Here is a 17,091-nt window from a genome sequence, read left to right as displayed (position 1 = left end):
CTGACGAACAGCAGGGCCGACGCTAGGCGGATCATCAGTGGATCGCCAAACACACGAGCGCTTTTGTTGCGTACGCCACACCGCATACGAGCAACCAAACCACTAAACGGACAAAAGGGGCCCTGACGGATAATCCATCAGAGCCCCTCGGGAAACGGTCGGTTACCGGTCGAGCGGCGGTCGCCCGCCACTCGACACCCGTTCAACCACCGGTCAGTTGGTGACGACCGTTACGGCGCCGATTCCCAGTGCCCGTACGGGCTCCTCGATCTGAGCCGCGTCGCCCACGAGCACCGTCACCAGACGGTCCACCGGGAAGGCCCGCACCACCGCCGAAGTCGCCTCCGCCGTACCGGTTTCCGCCAGCCGGGCGTACAGCCGGGCCTGGTAGTCGTCCGGCAGTTCCTGCTCGACCTGATCGGCCAGCGTGCCCGCCACGGAGGACGCCGTCTCGAACTTCAGCGGGGCCACCCCCACCAGGTTCTGCACCGCCACATCGCGCTCGGCGTCCGTCAGTCCGCCCTCCGCGAGGGTGCGCAGCACCTTCCAGAGGTCCTCCAGCGCCGGGCCGGTGTTCGGGGTGTCCACCGAGCCGCTGATGGCGAGCATCGAGGCGCCCTTGCCGTCGGCGGTGGAACGCAGCACCTGACCGAAGGCGCGCACGCCGTACGTGTACCCCTTCTCCTCGCGCAGCACCTTGTCCAGGCGCGAGGTGAGCGTGCCGCCGAGGCAGTACGTACCGAGCACCTGCGGGGCCCACACCAGGTCGTGGCGGTCCGCGCCGATCCGGCCGATGAGCAACTGCGTCTGGACCGCACCGGGCCGGTCGACGATGACCACCCGGCCCGTGTCGTCGGCCGTCACCGGGGGCACCGGGCGGGCCTCGGCGGTGTTGCCGCTCCAACTGCCCAGGGTGTCGGCCAGGACGGCGTCCAGGTCGATCCCGGTCAGGTCGCCGACGACCACCGCGGTGGCGGTGGCGGGGCGCACGTGGGCCTCGTAGAAGGCACGGACGGCCGCGGAGTCGATGCGGGCCACCGTCTCCTCGGTGCCCTGGCGCGGCCGGGACATGCGCAGGGAGGCCGGGAAGAGCTCCTTGGAGAGCTGCTTGGCCGCGCGGCGCTGCGGGTTGGCGAGCTCGTGCGGGATCTCGTCGAGCCGGTTGCGCACCAGCCGGTCGACCTCGGTGTCGGCGAAGGCGGGCGCCCGCAGCGCCTCGGCGAGCAGACCCATCGCCTTCTGCAGGCGGGAGGCCGGAACCTCCAGGGAGACCCGCAGGCCGGGGTGGTCGGCGTGTGCGTCGAGCGTGGCGCCACAGCGCTCCAGCTCGGCGGCGAACTCCTCGGCGGAGTGCTTGTCGGTGCCTTCCGACAGGGCGCGGGCCATGATCGTGGCCACCCCGTCGAGGCCCTCGGGCTCCGCGTCCAGCGGGGCCGCGAGGTTGACCTCGACGGCGACCACCTGCTGGCCCGGACGGTGGCAACGCAGCACGGTCAGGCCGTTGGGCAGCGCGCCGCGCTCGGGGGCCGGAAAGGCCCACGGGGTGGCGTCGCCGGGCTGCGGCTGCGGGTGGAAGGTCATCGTGACGGCTGCGGTGTCGCTCACTGCTCCGCCCCTTCGTTCGCGTCGGTGTCGTCGGTGGCGTCGGCGTCGGACCCGGCCGACGGTTCGTAGACCAGGACCGCCCGGTTGTCGGGGCGCAGTCGGGCCGCGGCCACGGCCTGCACCTCCTCGGCGGTGACGTCCAGGACGCGCTTGACGGCGGTCAGGGCCAGCTGCGGGTCACCGAACAGCACCGCGAAGCGGCACAGTTCGTCGGCCCGGCCGGCCACCGTGCTCAGCCGGTCCAGCCATTCGCGCTCCAGCTGCGCCTGGGCGCGCTCCATCTCCTCGGCCGTGGGGCCCTCGGCGGCGAACCGCGCGAGCTCCTCGTCGACGGCGGCCTCGATGGCGGGCACCTCGACTCCGCTGGAGGTCTTGACGTCCAGCCAGCCCAGCGAGGGCGCCCCGGCCAGGCGCAGCAGGCCGAAACCGGCGGCGACGGCGCTCTGGTCGCGGCGTACCAGCCGGTTGTGCAGGCGGGAGGACTCCCCGCCGCCCAGCACGGTCAGCGCCACGTCGGCGGCGTCGCACTCGCGGGTGCCGTCGTGCGGGAGACGGTAGGCGGCCATCAGCGCGCGCGCCGGAACCTCCTCGACGATCTCCTCGCGGAGCTGCCCGCCCATGACCTCGGGCAACGAGCCGTCACGCGGCGGCTGCTTGCCGTCGTGCGACGGAATGCTGCCGAAGTACTTCTCGACCCAGGCGAGGGTGCGCTCGGGGTCGATGTCGCCGACCACCGACAGCACGGCGTTGTTGGGCGCGTAGTAGGTACGGAAGAACGCGCGCGCGTCCTCCAGGGACGCGGCGTCCAGGTCGGCCATCGAGCCGATCGGGGTGTGGTGGTACGGGTGGCCCTCGGGGTACGCGAGGGCCGTCAGCTTCTCGAACGCGGTCCCGTAGGGCACGTTGTCGTAGCGCTGGCGGCGCTCGTTCTTGACGACGTCGCGCTGGTTCTCCATGGACTCGTCGTCCAGGGCTGCCAGCAGCGAGCCCATCCGGTCCGCCTCCAGCCACAGCGCGAGTTCCAGCTGATGGGCCGGCATGGTCTCGAAGTAGTTGGTGCGCTCGAAGCTGGTGGTCCCGTTCAGGGAGCCCCCGGCGCCCTGAACGAGCTCGAAGTGTCCGTTGCCCGGTACGCTCGCCGAACCCTGGAACATCAGGTGCTCGAAAAGGTGAGCCAGGCCGGTCCGCCCCTTGACTTCGTGGCGCGAGCCGACGTCGTACCAGAGGCAGACGGCGGCGACCGGGGTGAGGTGGTCCTCGGACAGCACCACGCGCAGGCCGTTGGCCAGCCGGTGCTCGGTCGCTGTCAGGCCGCCGGAGCCGGCCTGAGCTGTGGCCGTGTGACCCATGGGCATGTGGTCCCTTCGATCGCGATGCAGAGATTTCTGTCAGACCTGCCACTGTATGCAAGCGCGTCGGCCCCCGGAGAAGTTCCCGGGTGCAGCCGGCGGACTCCGTCCGGGGGACCCCCGGGGTCGGAGTCGGCATTGTCGGCGCCCCGGGCCACAATGGTCCGCGTCGCCCCTGCCGGACCGCCCGGCCGGAACCCGTAAGTCCAGGTACACCCCGTACACCCGATTCTTGGTTAAGGAGCCGCGCAGCGATGGCCCGCCGCAGCACGAAGACCCCGCCGCCGGAGGATTTCGAGGAGAAGATCCTCGACATCGACGTCGTCGACGAAATGCAGGGCTCCTTCCTCGAGTACGCGTACTCGGTGATCTACTCCCGTGCCCTCCCGGACGCCAGGGACGGCATGAAGCCGGTGCACCGGCGCATCGTCTACCAGATGAACGAGATGGGCCTGCGCCCCGACCGCGGCTACGTCAAGTGCGCCCGCGTCGTGGGCGAGGTCATGGGCAAGTTGCACCCGCACGGCGACGCGTCGATCTACGACGCGCTCGTGCGCATGGCCCAGCCCTTCTCGATGCGCCTGCCGCTGGTCGACGGCCACGGCAACTTCGGCTCCCTCGGCAACGACGACCCGCCGGCCGCCATGCGTTACACCGAGTGCCGGATGGCCGACGCCACGTCACTCATGACGGAGTCGATCGACGAGGACACCGTCGACTTCAACGCCAACTACGACGGCCAGGAACGCGAACCGGTCGCCCTGCCCGCGGCGTACCCGAACCTGCTCGTCAACGGCGCCTCCGGGATCGCCGTCGGCATGGCCACCAACATGGCCCCGCACAACCTGGGCGAGGTCATCGCGGCCGCCCGCCACCTGATCCGTCACCCGGAGGCGGACCTGGAGGCGCTGATGCGCTTCGTGCCGGGTCCCGACCTGCCCACGGGCGGCCGGATCGTCGGGCTCTCCGGGATCAAGGACGCCTACGAGAACGGTCGCGGCACGTTCAAGATCCGCGCGACGGTCGCGGTGGAGGACGTCACCCCGCGCCGCAAGGGCCTCGTCGTCACCGAACTGCCCTTCACGGTGGGCCCCGAGAAGGTCATCGCGAAGATCAAGGACCTGGTCGGCTCGAAGAAGCTCCAGGGCATCGCCGACGTCAAGGACCTCACCGACCGCTCTCACGGCCTGCGCCTGGTCATCGAGATCAAGAACGGTTTCCACCCGGAGGCCGTGCTGGAGCAGCTCTACAAGCTGACGCCGATGGAGGAGTCCTTCGGCATCAACAACGTCGCCCTGGTCGACGGGCAGCCCCTGACCCTGGGCCTCAAGGAGCTGCTGGAGGTCTACCTGGACCACCGCTTCGAGGTCGTCCGCCGGCGCAGCGAGTTCCGTCGCACCAAGCGGCGCGACCGGCTGCACCTGGTCGAGGGCCTGCTGGTGGCCCTGATCGACATCGACGAGGTCATCCGGCTGATCCGCGAGAGCGACAACTCCGCGCAGGCCAAGGAACGGCTGATCGAGCACTTCTCGCTCAGCGAGATCCAGACGCAGTACATCCTCGACACGCCGCTGCGCCGCCTGACGCGCTTCGACCGGATCGAGCTGGAGTCCGAGCGCGACCGCCTCACCGGTGAGATCGACGAGCTGACCGGCATCCTGGATTCGGACGGCGAACTGCGCAAGCTGGTCTCCTCCGAACTGGCCGCGGTGGCGAAGAAGTTCGGCACCGAGCGCCGGACGGTGCTGCTGGAGTCGGCGGGCACGGCCATCGCCGCCGTGCCGCTGGAGGTCGCGGACGACCCGTGCCGCGTGCTGCTGTCCTCCACCGGCCTGCTCGCCCGTACGGCCAACGGCGAACCGCTCCCCGAGGAGGAGGGCGGCGGCCGGGCGAAGCACGACCTGATCGTCTCCCAGGTGGCCGCGACCGCACGGGCGGACATCGGCGCGGTGACCTCGTACGGGCGTCTGCTGCGCCTGTCGGTGATCGATCTGCCCCAGCTGCCGGACACGCACGCCGCGCCGAACCTGGCCGGCGGCGCGCCCGTCTCGGAGTTCCTCTCCGGGCTGGAGGCCGACGAGACCGTGGTCTGCCTGACCTCCCTCGACGAGTCCTCCCAGGGGCTGGCCCTGGGCACCGAGCAGGGCGTGGTCAAGCGGGTCGTGCCGGACTACCCGGCGAACAAGGACGAGCTGGAGGTCATCACCCTCAAGGAGGGTGACCGGATCGTCGGCGCGGTCGAGCTGCGCACCGGCGAGGAGGACCTGGTCTTCATCACCGACGACGCCCAGTTGCTGCGCTATCCGGCGGCCCAGGTACGCCCCCAGGGGCGTCCGGCGGGCGGCATGGCGGGCATCAAGCTCGCCGACAACGCCAAGGTGATCCACTTCTCGGCCGTGGACCCGGCCCGGGACGCCGTGGTCTTCACGGTCGCGGGATCGCACGGGACGCTGGACGACTCGGTGCGCTCCGGCAAGCTCACCCCCTTCGACCAGTACCCGCGCAAGGGCCGCGCCACGGGCGGGGTCCGCTGCCAGCGCTTCCTGAAGGGCGAGGACGTCCTGGTGCTGGCCTGGGCGGGTGGGGCTCCGGTACGGGCCGCCACGGCGAACGGCGCCCCGGCCGCACTGCCCGCCGTGGACCCGCGTCGTGACGGCTCGGGAGCGGCGCTGCCGGCCGTCGTCGAAGCCCTGGCGGGGGGCGTGTTGTAGCACCTGCGGGCACGGGGTTCGCGGGCTGTGCCATGGGGCACACCCCGGGCCCCGTGCCCGACTAGTGTTTTCCCCGTACACGCGGGTGGGGGGAGAACACAGCTGATGAGTCGTCGGTCCAGCGGGTTGATCGGGGTGTGGGCCGAGGCCCAACGACAGCAGCAGAGGGCACAGCTGATCCAGCAGCGCGAGGCGGAACGCCGGCAGCGGGCGTACGAACGGGACGTCGCCCGGGGTCGTCGGGAGCAGCAGGCCGCCTACAAACAGCACCGCGAGGCCGAGGCCCGGCGCCGGACGGACGAACTCGACGCCGAGATCGCGGCCCTTCAGGGGATGCTGGCCGCGGGCTGCCGGGCGCCCGCCTTCCGGATGGCCTCCCTGGTCCGTTCCGAGTGGTTGGAGCCCTTCGACCCGGGCACGCTGGCCCATCCGCTGCCCATGCCGCAGCTCCAGCAGTTCCAGCAGCAGAGCGGCGGTTGGGGGCTCGGCGCGGGTCGCCGCGCCCAGGCGGAGCGAGAGGCCCACGACCGGTACTCCCAGGCCTGGCAGGCCGCGCACGCCGCCGACCAGCAGCGCCTGCGGCAGCTGGCGGCGTACCGCGAGCAGTACGACCGGTGGGCGGCCGGGCAGCTCGCCGACGTGCGCCGCCACAACAGCGGCCTCACCGAGCTGGCCGCGGCGCTGCGCGCGGGGGACGCCGAGGCCGCCGTCGAGTACTTCTCGGCGGCCCTGTACGCCTCCACGGCCTGGCCCGAGGATCTGCCCCGCCAGGTCACGGCCGCCTACGATCCGGCGGCCCGGCAACTGGTGCTGGACTGGGAGCTGCCCGGCTTCGGGGTGGTGCCGGAGGCGAAGTCGGTGCGCTACGTGCCGAGTACCGACCAGGACAAGGAGACGGCCCGGCCGGCCACGCAGCGGCGGGCGGTCTACCGGGACCTGCTGGCGCAGTGCCTGCTGCTGGTGCTGCGCGAGCTGTACGCGGCGGACGAGTTCGGCGCGTTGGACTCCGTGGTGGTGAACGGGTTCGTGGACGACCACGATCCGGTGACGGGGCGCGAGGCGCAGATCGTACTGGCCACCGTGCTCGCCTCGCGCACGGCCTTCTCGGGGCTGCGCCTGGAGCAGGTGAGCGCGGTGGACTGCCTGGTGGACGGGTTGCGGGGACAGTTGTCGGCGCGGCCGGACCGGCTGACGGCGGTACGGGCCGGCCGCGGGCCGGGCGAGGTCGGCAGCGGGGTCGTCCGGCACGGCGGCCACGGGGACGGCGCCGAGGAGGAGCCCGACCTGTTCTCGATGGACCCGATCGCCTTCGAGAACCTGGTCGCGGAGCTGTTCCGGGCCATGGGCATGGAGGCGGTGACCACGCAACGGTCGGGCGACGGCGGCGTGGACGTCGAGGCGCTGGACCCGGCGCCGATCCGGGGCGGGCGGATCGTCGTCCAGGTCAAGCGGTACCGCAACACCGTCCCGCCGACGGCCGTGCGGGACCTGTACGGCACGGTGCAGGACGCGGGGGCGAACAAGGGGGTGCTGGTCACCACCTCGTCCTTCGGACCGGGGTCGTACACCTTCGCCAACGGCAAGCCGTTGGAGTTGGTTCCCGGGGTGGAGCTGGTGGACCTGCTGCACCGGTACGGGCTGCGGGGCCGCCTGGGCGACGGGGCCTCCACCGCCCCGCCCGCGACGGCCCTCCGGAACGTCCCCGCCCAACGGCCGGCCGAGCCCGAGGCCCTGGCGCCGGACCGCAACGTGTTGGGCATGTCCTGGTCGGGGTCGGTCGCGCTGGACGTGTGCGCGCTGGTCTGCGAGGGCGGCCGGGTGCTGAGCGAGGACCACTTCGTGTTCTTCAACAATCCGCGGACCCCGGACGGCGCGGTCCGCTCGCGCCCGCACTCCGGAGCCGACAAGGCCGCCGTCGAGGTCGGCTTCGACGACCTCCCGCAGCGCGCGGACCGCCTCGTCCTGGTCGCCGCGATCGACCCCGAGGTCAATCCGGAGGCCGATCTCGCCGGGTTCACCGACGCCCGGATCCGGCTGCTCGGCGCGGCCGGCGAGGAGATCGACCGGCTGGAGGTCTCCGACGGCCGGGCCGGTGAAACGGCCCTGGTGCTGGGCTCCTTCCGGCGCCGCGCGAACGGCGACTGGAAGTTCGTCATCGGCGGCAAGGGCTACCGGGGCGGCCTGGAGGACCTGCTGCGGGAGTACGGCGTCGACGTGGCCTAAGGGCTGTCCCGTAATCCCCGGTGGATCGGCGCACGGCGTCGGATGCGGTGCCTCGCAAGGCGGAGGAGCGCCCTCATACCGGGCGTATTCGGGCGTTCCGACAACGCGGCGAGGTGCCGTAGCCGGCGTCGTGCGCCCGCCGGGGATTACGGGATAGCCCTTAGGGCCTGTCGTCAATGCCCCGTCGTCGCCCGCGAGGCAGACGGGAGTTCGACGACAGGTCATAGGGCCCTCGGCGGCGCGCGGCGGCGGGTCAGCCGCCCCCGACGGGATCGACAGGGTCGACGGGATCGACGGGATCGGCGGGGTCGGCGGGCTCCGCATCGGCGTTCCGGGGTACGTACCGCAGCACGCCCCACATGCTTTCCGGACCCGCGTCCTGCGGGCCCTCCTCGCGGCATTCCTCCAGTTCGCGCAGCAGGCCCGGCCCGTCTATGCCGGAGCCGATCAGGACGAGCTGCGTCCGGCGGGGCTCGCCCCGCGGCCAGGGGCCGGGGTCGAAGCTCAGGAAGCGGCCGACCGCGTGGATCTCGTAGCGCTCCTCGTGGCCCGGTACGTCGAACCGGACGAAGCCCTTGATCCGGTAGAGCCCGGCCGGGCGGCGATCCAGGAAGTCGATGAGGCGGCGTGGTGAGAGCGCCCGGTCCGAGGTGAACTCGACGCTCTCGTAGCCCGCGTGGACGTGGGCGTGGCAGGCGTGGTCGCGGGCGCCGTGGTTGTCGTCGTCACAGGCCCGGTGGCCGTGGCCGTCGTGGTCGCTTCCGGTGCCCGCGGCCTCGGCCAGCAGGTCCTCGAAGGAGAGTTGGCCGCGGGTCTCGGTCCAGGGACGACGGTCGAAGAGCAGTTCCGGGTCGATCCGGCCGTGGTCGGTGGTGATCACCGGGGTGCCGGGGGCGCTGCGGGAGCCGAGCTCCGCCGCGATCCGGGTCCGTTCGGCGGCGTCGACCCGGTCGGTCTTGTTGAGGACGATGAGGTCGGCGACGGCGAGGTGCCGGTCGGTCTCCGGATGCTTCTCGCGGGTCGCGTCGAACTCCGCCGCGTCCACGACGTGCACCATGCCGCCGTAGCGGACGGCCGGGTTCTCGTTGGCCATCAGCATCCGGACCATCTCCTGCGGCTCGGCGAGTCCGCTGGCCTCGATGACGATCACGTCGATCCGGTGGGCGGGTGCGGAGAGCTTCTCCAGGTAGGCGTCCAGTTCGCTGCCGTCGACGGCGCAGCACAGGCAGCCGCCGCCGAGGGAGACCATCGAATCGCCGACCTGGCCGGCCACGGACATCGCGTCGACCTCGATCGACCCGAAGTCGTTGACGACGACCCCGATCCGGGTTCCTCCCCTGTTGCCGAGGAGGTGGTTGAGGACGGTGGTCTTGCCGGATCCGAGGAATCCGGCGAGGACCACGACGGGGACGCTCCGCTCGGGCTGCCTGCTGTTCACCCGGCCGATGGTAACCAGGACCGGTCAGTCGAGGAGCGGCACGGGCCGGGGCGGGGTGGGACCGGTGTAGCGGGCGGCCGGTCGAATGATCTTGGAGTCGGCGGCCTGTTCGAGGACGTTCGCGCTCCAGCCGACCACGCGGGCGGCGCAGAACGTCGGGGTGAACATCTCGCGGGGCAGCCCGCACAGCTCCATGACGACCCCGGCGTAGAACTCGACGTTGGTGTGCAGTTCGCGGCCGGGCTTGAGCTCGGCGAGGATCTCCTCCACCTGCCGTTCGACCTCGACCGCGAAGTCGACGAGGGGTCCGCCGAACTCCAGGGCGATCCCGCGCAGCATCCGCGAGCGCGGGTCCTCGGTGCGGTAGACGGGGTGTCCGAAGCCCATAATGCGGTCCCCGGCGAGGACCCGTTCCCGGATCCACGGCCGGATGCGGTCGACGGTGCCGATGGCGTCGAGGGTGTCCAGGGCGCGGCTGGGGGCGCCGCCGTGCAGGGGTCCGGAGAGCGCTCCGATCGCGCCGGTCAGGCAGGCGGCGACGTCGGCCCCGGTGGAGGCGATCACGCGGGCGGTGAAGGTGGAGGCGTTGAAGCCGTGGTCGACGGTGGAGATCAGGTACCGCTCGACGGCGCGGGTCCGTACGGGGTCCGGTTCCCGTCCGGTCAGCATCCAGAGGTAGTTCGCCGCGTACGGGAGCTCGTCGCGCGGGTCGACGGGCTCCAGGCCCCGGCCGAGCCGGTGCAGGGCGGTGAGGAGGGTGGGTACGGCGGCGCAGGCGGCGAGGGCGTCCGCGGCGCGGTGTTCCGCGTCGAGGTCGAAGACGGGGCGGAGGCCCGCGGACGCGCCGAGCAGTGACAGCGCGGTGCGCAGTCCGGCGAGGGGTCCCGAGGCGGCGGTGGCCCGGGCCAGGCCGGGCAGGGCGGCGCGGACGGCGGCGGGCAGGTGGCGCAGCGGGGCGACGCGGGCGGTGAAGGCGGCCCGTTCGGCGACGTCGGCGGGCAGCTCGCCGTGGAACATCAGGTGCCAGACGTCCTCGAAGGTGCGGCCTGCGGCGAGCTCGACGGCCGAGTACTGGCGGTAGTGGTAGAAGCCCTCCTGGCCTCGGACGTCACCCAGTCGGGTTTCGGTGACGACGACTCCGGCGAGGCCACGGGGTGGTGCGGCGGTGGTGTTCATGGATCGACCATCCATCCTTGAATCAATCCTTGTCAATATTGATCGAATCAATATATGTAGGCTGTGCGTCATGGAAGATCAGCCGGTCGCCGACGACCCGCGCCGCCTCACCACCCGGGAGGCCGCGCTCGCCCTGGGCGTGAAGCCCGCGACCGTGTACGCGTACGTCAGCCGGGGTCAGCTCACCAGCCGGCGCGACCCCGTCGGGCGCGGCAGCACCTTCGACGCGGTCGAGGTGGAGGCCCTGGCCCGGCGCAGTCGGCGCGAGGCGGCGGCCCCGGCCGGGGAGCTGTCCGTCCGCACCTCGCTCACGCTGATCGAGGACGACCGCTACTGGTTCCGGGGCGTGGACGCCGTCGAGCTGGCCTCCCGGTACACGTACGAGGAGGTCGCCGAGTGGCTCTGGACGGGCGAACCGCGACCCGGCGCCCGCTTCACCGCTCCCCCGGAGGCGCTCGCCGCGGCCCGCAGGGCGGTGGCCGCGCTCCCCGAGCACGGCGGCCCCATCGACCGGCTGCGGGTGGCGGTGGCCGCCGCGGCGGTGACGGACCCGCTGCGCTTCGACCTGTCCGAGGAGGCCGTACTGGGCTCCGCGCGCTCCCTCGTCCCGACACTGGCCGGCGCCCTGCCCGAGTGGGGCGCCCCCGCCGGGGAGGGCGCGCCGGTCGCCCGGGAGCTCTGGTCCCGGCTCACCGCGGCGGACCCGGACCCGCCGGCACTGGAGGTGCTCGACCTGGCCCTCGCCCTGCTGGCCGACCACGATCTGGCCGCCTCCACCCTGGCCGTACGGGTGGCGGCGTCGGCCCGGGCCCACCCGTACGCGGCGGTCTCCGCGGGGCTCGGCGCGTTGGAGGGGCCGTTGCACGGCGCGGCCGGGCGGCTGGCCCACCGGATGCTGGTGGAGGTGCTGGAGCGGGGCGGCGCGGCGCCGGTGGTGGCGGAGTACCTGCGGGCGGGACGCCGGGTGCCCGGGCTCGGCCACCGGCTGTACCGGGGCGAGGACCCGCGGGCGGTGGCCCTGTTCGGGCGGCTGGCCGACCTGCCGCAGGCGGGCCCGGCGCTGGGGGCGGCTCGGGACGTGGCGGGCGTGATGGCCCGGCACGGGCTGCACGCCAACGTGGACCTCGCGCTGGCGGTGCTGACGGTGTCCTGCGGGATGCGTGCCGAGGCCGGGGAGACGGTGTTCGCGGTCGCCCGGACGGCGGGCTGGATCGCGCACGCGCTGGAGGAGTACCAGGAGCGGCCACTGCGGATGCGGCCGAGCGGGCAGTACCAGGGGCCCCGCCCGCCGCAGCCGCTGCCGTGACGGGCGGGACCCCCGGCCGGGGGCGGTCCGGCCGCGGCGTCAGGTCCGCAGCCAGACCCCCGTGTCCTGCGGGAGCAGCCCCTCCGTGTCCAGGGCGGCGCTGCTCAGCAGGAGGCTCGTACCGGCCGGGAGGGACACCGGTTCGCCGGAGAGGTTGACGACGCAGAGCAGTCCGTCGGGCCGGGCGAAGGCCAGCACCCCGGGCGGGGCGGGCAGCCATCGCAGGCCCCCGCCGCCGAACCCGGCCGCGTCGCGGCGCATGCGCAGGGCGGTTCGGTAGAGGGTGAGCATCGAGTCCGGGTCGCCGTCCTGCCGGTCGGCCGCGTACGCCGCCCAGTGCGCCGGCTGGGGCAGCCAGGGGTCGTTCCAGGGTTCGGCGGTCCAGGGCAGCGGCACCCGGCAACCGTCCCGGCCGGGGTCGGTGCCGCCCGACCGGAAGTGCATGGGGTCCTGGATCCGTTCGAGCGGGACGTCCGCCTCGGGCAGGCCGAGCTCCTCGCCCTGATAGAGGTACACGGAGCCGGGCAGGGCGAGGGTCAGCAGGGCGGCCGCACGCGCCCGCCGGGTGCCGAGCACCGGGTCGGACGGGATCCCGAACGCCTTCGCGGCGAAGTCGAAGCCCGTGTCCGCGCGGCCGTAGCGGGTGACGGTCCGGGTGACGTCGTGGTTGCACAGCACCCAGGTGGCCGGGGCCCCGACGGGGGCGTGCTCGGCGAGGGTCTCCTCGACGGAGGTGCGCAGCCGCTCGGCGTCCCACGGGCAGCTGAGGAAGGAGAAGTTGAAGGCCGTGTGCAGCTCGTCGGGGCGCAGGTAGCGGGCGAAGCGCTCGGAGTCGGGCAGCCAGACCTCCCCGACGAAGACCGCTCCGTAGGCGTCGGCTATCGCCCGCCAGGAGCGGTAGATCCCGTGGAGTTCGTCGCGGTCGATGAAGGGGTGGGGCTCGCCGGCCCAGGGGCCGGGCGGGCGCCCCGCCAGGTCGGGCAGGGCCGGGTCCTTCGCCAGCAGGGCGGCGGAGTCGATCCGTACGCCGGCGACGCCGCGCTCGAACCAGAACCGCAACACCTCCTCGTGCTCCCGTCGCACCTCGGGGTGGTCCCAGTTGAGGTCGGGTTGCCGCGGGGTGAACAGGTGCAGGTACCACTCACCGTCGGGGACCCGCGTCCAGGTGGCGGCGCCGTTGAACTGTGAGGGCCAGTCCCCCGGCGGCAGCTCGCCGTGCTCGCCGCGGCCGGGACGGAAGTGGAAGAGCTCCCGCTCGGGGCTGCCCGGGCCGGCGTCGAGGGCGGCCCGGAACCAGGCGTGCCGGTCGGACACGTGGTTCGGAACGATGTCGATGATCGTACGGATGCCCAGCTCGCGGGCTTCGGCGATGAGCTTCTCGGCCTCGGCCAGGGTCCCGAAGGCGGGGTCGATGGTGCGGTAGTCGGCGACGTCGTAGCCGCCGTCGGCGAGCGGGGAGAGGTACCAGGGGGTGAACCACAGGGCGTCCACCCCCAGTTCGGCGAGGTACGGCAGCCGGGCCCGGACGCCCGCGAGGTCACCGGTGCCGTCCCCGTCGCCGTCGGCGAAGCTGCGTACGTACACCTGGTAGATGGCCGCGGAGCGCCACCAGTCGGCGTCGCTGTCGGGCAGGGGGAGGTCGGCCACGTCAGGGTCCTTTCACGGCGGGTGCGGGCGGCCGGACGGCTCGGCGGTGGTCCCGGAACGGTCGGTCAGCCCTTGAGGGAGCCGGCCGTCAGGCCGCTCATGATGTTGCGCTGGAAGATCAGGAAGATCACGAGGGTCGGCGCCGAGGCCATCGCGAGCGCGGCGATCAGATGGTTCTCCGGAACGCCGCCGGCCAGGGAGTGGATGCCGACGTTGAGCGTTTGCAGGGCGGGGTCGGGAAGGGTGAGCATCGGCCAGAGGAAGTCCTTCCAGACGCCGACGATCGCGAAGATCGAGACGACGCCGAGGACGGGCCGGGACATGGGCAGGACCACCGAGCGCAGGGTGCGCGACGCACTCGCCCCGTCGATGGCGGCGGCGTCGAGGATCTCCTTCGGGATGGAGTCGAAGAACCGCTTCAGCAGGAAGATGGAGAAGGCGTTGGTGACGGCCGGCAGCCAGATGACCCAGGGCGTGTTGAGCAGGTTGCGTTCGATGAGCGGCATGTCCAGGACGGTCAGGTACTGCGGCACGACCAGGACGGTGGCCGGGATCATCAGGGTCGCGAGCATCATGCCGAGGACGGCCTTGCCGAAGATCGGGCGCAGCCGGGACAGCGAATAGGCGGCGGCCACGTCGAGGACGAGTTGGAAGGCGAGCGCGCCGAAGGCGTAGTAGAGGGTGTTGAGCAGCAGCCTCGCGAGGTCCATCACCTTCCAGGCGGCCGTGAAGTTGGCCGTGTGCAGGGAGTCCGGCACCAGGGTCGGCGGGACCCGGGCGAACTCCTCGGTGCTCTTGAGACCGTTCGCGGCCATCCAGTAGAGGGGGCCGAGGAAGACGAGGGTGAATCCGGTGATGACCAGCAGGAGGACGGTCCAGTAGAGGATCCTGCCCCGGGTTCGGCCGAGCCGGATGGGCGATATCAGGGTGCGCTCTGCCATGGGAGGGGCTCCTTGTCGGCGCTCGCGGTCGGTTCGCGACGGGCCGGCCGGCTCGCGGATGACGGACGGCCCGCGGATGCCGGGCGGCTCGCGGTCAGCTCTCGTTGTCGCGGCTGAGTCGGACGTAGAGGGCGGAGAAGCCCGCGAGGAGGACGAGCAGGCACAGGCCCAGGGCCGCGGCGCCGCCGTACTGGTTGAAGTTGAAGGCGTACTGGTAGATGAGGACGACGACGGTGGTGGTCGAGCCCTCGGGACCGGCGCCGCCGGTCAGCAGGAACGGTTCGACGAACACCTGCATCGTCGCGATGACCTGCATCAGCAGCATCAGGGAGAGGATCAGCTTGGTCTGCGGGATCGTGACGTGCCAGATCTTGCGCAGCAGGCCCGCCCCGTCGAGCTCCGCGGCCTCGTACAACTCGCCGGGGATGCCCTGGAGGGCGGCCAGGTAGATCAAGGTCGCCCCTCCCATGTTCATCCAGGTGGAGGCGATGACGACGGACAGCATCGCGGTGCCGGTGGACTGCAACCAGTCCTGCGGGGGCAGGTGCAGGAACTCCAGCGCCCGGTTGAACAGGCCGTACCCGGGGTCGTAGAAGTACTTGAACAGCAGGACCGAGGCCACCGGCGGCATCATCACCGGCAGGTAGACGAGCAGGCGCAAGTATCCGCGGGCGTGGCGCAGTTCGTTGAGCACGAGCGCGATCACGAAGGGGACCGCGAAGCCGAGGACCAGGGCCAGGCCGGTGAAGAGCAGGGTGTTGCGCCAGGCCTGCCAGAAGCTCGGGTCCCCGAAGACGTACGCGAAGTTGTCCCAGCCGACCCAGCGGGTGGTTCCGCCCTCCGTCTTCTGGAAGGCCAGCAGGAACTCCCGGACCATCGGGTACCAGGAGAAGAAGGCGAAGCACAGGACGGCCCCGATCAGGAAGCCGTGGGCCGTGAGGTTCCGCTTGAGTGCCCGGCGGAACTCCGGGCGGGGGACGCGGGTGAGGGTGGGGACCGGCATCGCCGCTCGCTCCTTGCTGGTCGTCGCTTCCGGTACGGGAGGGGCGGGCGGGACCGGGGCCGGCAGGCGCGCCGCCGGGCCCGCCCGCGGGCCCTACTGGTTGCCCAGTACCTGGTTGACGGCCTTCTCGGCCTCGCCGAGGAGCTGCGCGGGGTCGGCGTTCTTGTTGGTGAGGACGCCGGACATCACCTTGTCGAGCACCTTGTAGACCTCCTGGGCCTTCGGCGGCTCGGCCTTGCCGGGCACCGGGTTGTCCAGGAACGTCTTGAAGTTGGCGACCGGCATGGTGGCGCTCGCCGCCTTGAGCCGGTCGTCCTCGGCCTTGCTCGCGCCGGTGAAGAAGGCGGGCTGCGGGAGGCCGACGGGCAGGCCGTCCGCCTTGCTGCGGTCGTAGCGGAACTGGCCCTTGCCGACGGCGAGGGTCTTGAAGTTCAGCCAGGCCACGGCTGCCTTGACCTTGTCGGGCGAGCTGCCCTTCTTGATCATGTAGGCGTTCCCGCCGGCCAGGGTGGACGCTCCGCCGGGGATCGGGCCCATACCGAAGTTCTCGTACTTCGCACCCAGCTGCTGGACCATGTACGTGATGTCGTCGGGCGCCGCGAGGAACATGCCGAGCTTGTCCGAGGCCATCTGCTTCTGGAGGTCGCCCCACTTGAGCAGCTGGGTCCGGCCCATGCTGTCGTCGTCCCAGCGCATGGCGCGGAGGTTCTCGACGATCTGTCTGCCGGTGGCGTTGTTGAAGGCGGCCCTGCCGTCCGCGCCGACGATGTCGCCGCCCAGTCCGTACATGGTGGCCGTGTAGTGCCAGCCGCCCGTGTTCTCCACGCTGTACTCGCCGAAGCCCGCGGTGCCGTTGCCCAGTGCGGCGATCTTCTTCGCGGCGGCCCGGACCTCGTCCCAGGAACGGGGCGGGGAGTCGGGGTCGAGGCCGGCGTCCCGGAACAGCTTGCGGTTGACCAGCAGGCCCATCGTGTAGTTGCTGGTGGGCAGCCCGTACAGCTTGCCGTCCTTCTTCAGCACGTCCAGGACGTTCTTGTCGATGTCACCGAGGGCAGGCACCGAGGCGGGAGTGACGTACGCCGCGACGTCCTGGGCCCCGTCGTTGTCCAGCACCTGCTGGAGGTCGGTGAAGTAGGCGTAGAAGACGTCCGGTTGGGACTTGGCCTTGAGCATCGCCGTGAAGCGCGGGGGCTCCAGGCACTGCCCGGGGGTGGAGCGGCCGTCGATCGTGACGTTCGGGTAGGTCTTGTTGAACTCCGCCACGTCCTCCTTCCACTCCTTCAGCTCCGCCGCCTTGGCCGCCGGCGGCATGCAGTCGATGGAGAGGGTGACCTTGGTCTTCGGGTCGAGCGGGGCGGAGGCGTCGGCGGAACCGCCGCTCGGCTGCTCCTTCGGATCGTCGCCGCTGCTGCTCGTACCGCAGGCCGCGAGGGCGGTCACGGCGAGCGCGGAGACGAGGGCGGCCGCGACGTTGCGGCGGACGTTGGTTCTCATCGGTGGTCCCCTTCGAGCTTCGGGCAGGAGGCGTGGGGGCGAGCGCGGCACACTCAACCACCACCGACAGATGAACGCAATATCTCGCGCAGGCTCCGCAAGAGATTGGCAGACCGATGCCTTACGGGGGACGCAAAAAGGGCTCCGGGACGTCGATGGACGTCCCGGAGCCCCGGGCGCGGAGGGGGGCGGCGCGGG

11 protein-coding genes are annotated in these 17,091 nt (G+C 71.9%); 3 read left to right on the top strand and 8 right to left on the bottom strand.

All coding sequences use genetic code 11. The annotated features are described in order from the left end of the window. Positions 1–213: 213 nt before the first annotated feature. Both ACZ58N_RS30405 and ACZ58N_RS30400 read right to left on the bottom strand, forming a co-directional pair. A complete protein-coding gene (locus ACZ58N_RS30405) occupies positions 214–1,581 on the bottom strand; it encodes a M16 family metallopeptidase (RefSeq protein ID WP_471166323.1) in 1,368 nt (455 codons plus the stop codon). 20 nt (positions 1,582–1,601) lie between these two features. After that, positions 1,602–2,954 carry a M16 family metallopeptidase gene (locus ACZ58N_RS30400; RefSeq protein WP_471166264.1) on the bottom strand — a complete coding sequence of 451 codons (1,353 nt, stop codon included), beginning with the start codon at positions 2,952–2,954 and terminating at the stop codon, positions 1,602–1,604. 254 nt (positions 2,955–3,208) lie between these two features. Here ACZ58N_RS30400 and ACZ58N_RS30395 point away from each other — a divergent pair, with 254 nt between their 5' ends. Further along, positions 3,209–5,665: a DNA gyrase/topoisomerase IV subunit A gene (locus ACZ58N_RS30395; RefSeq protein ID WP_471166261.1), complete on the top strand. Its 2,457-nt coding sequence runs from the start codon at positions 3,209–3,211 to the stop codon at positions 5,663–5,665. Positions 5,666–5,770: 105 nt separating this feature from the next. After that, entirely contained in the window at positions 5,771–7,888 is a 2,118-nt protein-coding gene (locus ACZ58N_RS30390) for a restriction endonuclease (RefSeq protein WP_471166259.1), read from the top strand. A 253-nt stretch (positions 7,889–8,141) separates the two neighbouring features. Here ACZ58N_RS30390 and ACZ58N_RS30385 read toward each other — a convergent pair whose 3' ends face one another. Further along, positions 8,142–9,326: a CobW family GTP-binding protein gene (locus ACZ58N_RS30385; protein WP_471166257.1), complete on the bottom strand. Its 1,185-nt coding sequence runs from the start codon at positions 9,324–9,326 to the stop codon at positions 8,142–8,144. A gap of 24 nt (positions 9,327–9,350) precedes the next feature. After that, on the bottom strand, positions 9,351–10,517 hold the full coding sequence (locus ACZ58N_RS30380; RefSeq protein WP_471166255.1) for a citrate synthase: 1,167 nt from the start codon (positions 10,515–10,517) through the stop codon (positions 9,351–9,353). A 55-nt stretch (positions 10,518–10,572) separates the two neighbouring features. On the opposite strand from ACZ58N_RS30380, the gene ACZ58N_RS30375 reads away from it, so the two are divergent. Beyond that, positions 10,573–11,808 (top strand): citrate synthase, encoded by a 1,236-nt coding sequence (locus ACZ58N_RS30375; protein WP_471166252.1) that lies wholly within the window; start codon positions 10,573–10,575, stop codon positions 11,806–11,808. A 39-nt stretch (positions 11,809–11,847) separates the two neighbouring features. Here the strand turns inward: ACZ58N_RS30375 and ACZ58N_RS30370 are convergent, their stop codons facing one another. The 4 genes from ACZ58N_RS30370 to ACZ58N_RS30355 all read right to left on the bottom strand — a co-directional run bounded on the left by ACZ58N_RS30370 (position 11,848) and on the right by ACZ58N_RS30355 (position 16,893). Then, positions 11,848–13,455, bottom strand: coding sequence for a glycoside hydrolase family 13 protein (locus tag ACZ58N_RS30370; protein WP_471166249.1), 1,608 nt, complete (start codon positions 13,453–13,455; stop codon positions 11,848–11,850). A gap of 65 nt (positions 13,456–13,520) precedes the next feature. Further along, on the bottom strand, positions 13,521–14,396 hold the full coding sequence (locus ACZ58N_RS30365; RefSeq protein WP_471166247.1) for a carbohydrate ABC transporter permease: 876 nt from the start codon (positions 14,394–14,396) through the stop codon (positions 13,521–13,523). Between the two features lie 94 nt (positions 14,397–14,490). After that, positions 14,491–15,399: a carbohydrate ABC transporter permease gene (locus ACZ58N_RS30360; protein WP_471166244.1), complete on the bottom strand. Its 909-nt coding sequence runs from the start codon at positions 15,397–15,399 to the stop codon at positions 14,491–14,493. A gap of 93 nt (positions 15,400–15,492) precedes the next feature. Next, positions 15,493–16,893: an ABC transporter substrate-binding protein gene (locus tag ACZ58N_RS30355; protein ID WP_471166242.1), complete on the bottom strand. Its 1,401-nt coding sequence runs from the start codon at positions 16,891–16,893 to the stop codon at positions 15,493–15,495. Positions 16,894–17,091 lie beyond the last annotated feature (198 nt).

The organism is Streptomyces sp. NPDC040432 (genome assembly GCF_055595445.1).
The sequence above is the reverse complement of the archived record's forward strand: the minus strand, read 5'-3'. Positions and strand labels throughout refer to the sequence as shown.

Bases quoted from the DNA above. Each gene is read 5' to 3' on its own strand.
- ACZ58N_RS30395 (WP_471166261.1), top strand. From the start codon at position 3,209: ATGGCCCGCCGCAGCACGAAGACCCCGCCGCCGGAGGATTTCGAGGAG.
- ACZ58N_RS30375 (WP_471166252.1), top strand. From the start codon at position 10,573: ATGGAAGATCAGCCGGTCGCCGACGACCCGCGCCGCCTCACCACCCGG.
- ACZ58N_RS30405 (WP_471166323.1), bottom strand. From the start codon at position 1,581: ATGACCTTCCACCCGCAGCCGCAGCCCGGCGACGCCACCCCGTGGGCC.
- ACZ58N_RS30390 (WP_471166259.1), top strand. From the start codon at position 5,771: ATGAGTCGTCGGTCCAGCGGGTTGATCGGGGTGTGGGCCGAGGCCCAA.
- ACZ58N_RS30355 (WP_471166242.1), bottom strand. From the start codon at position 16,893: ATGAGAACCAACGTCCGCCGCAACGTCGCGGCCGCCCTCGTCTCCGCG.
- ACZ58N_RS30360 (WP_471166244.1), bottom strand. From the start codon at position 15,399: ATGCCGGTCCCCACCCTCACCCGCGTCCCCCGCCCGGAGTTCCGCCGG.
- ACZ58N_RS30365 (WP_471166247.1), bottom strand. From the start codon at position 14,396: ATGGCAGAGCGCACCCTGATATCGCCCATCCGGCTCGGCCGAACCCGG.
- ACZ58N_RS30380 (WP_471166255.1), bottom strand. From the start codon at position 10,517: ATGGATGGTCGATCCATGAACACCACCGCCGCACCACCCCGTGGCCTC.
- ACZ58N_RS30400 (WP_471166264.1), bottom strand. From the start codon at position 2,954: ATGGGTCACACGGCCACAGCTCAGGCCGGCTCCGGCGGCCTGACAGCG.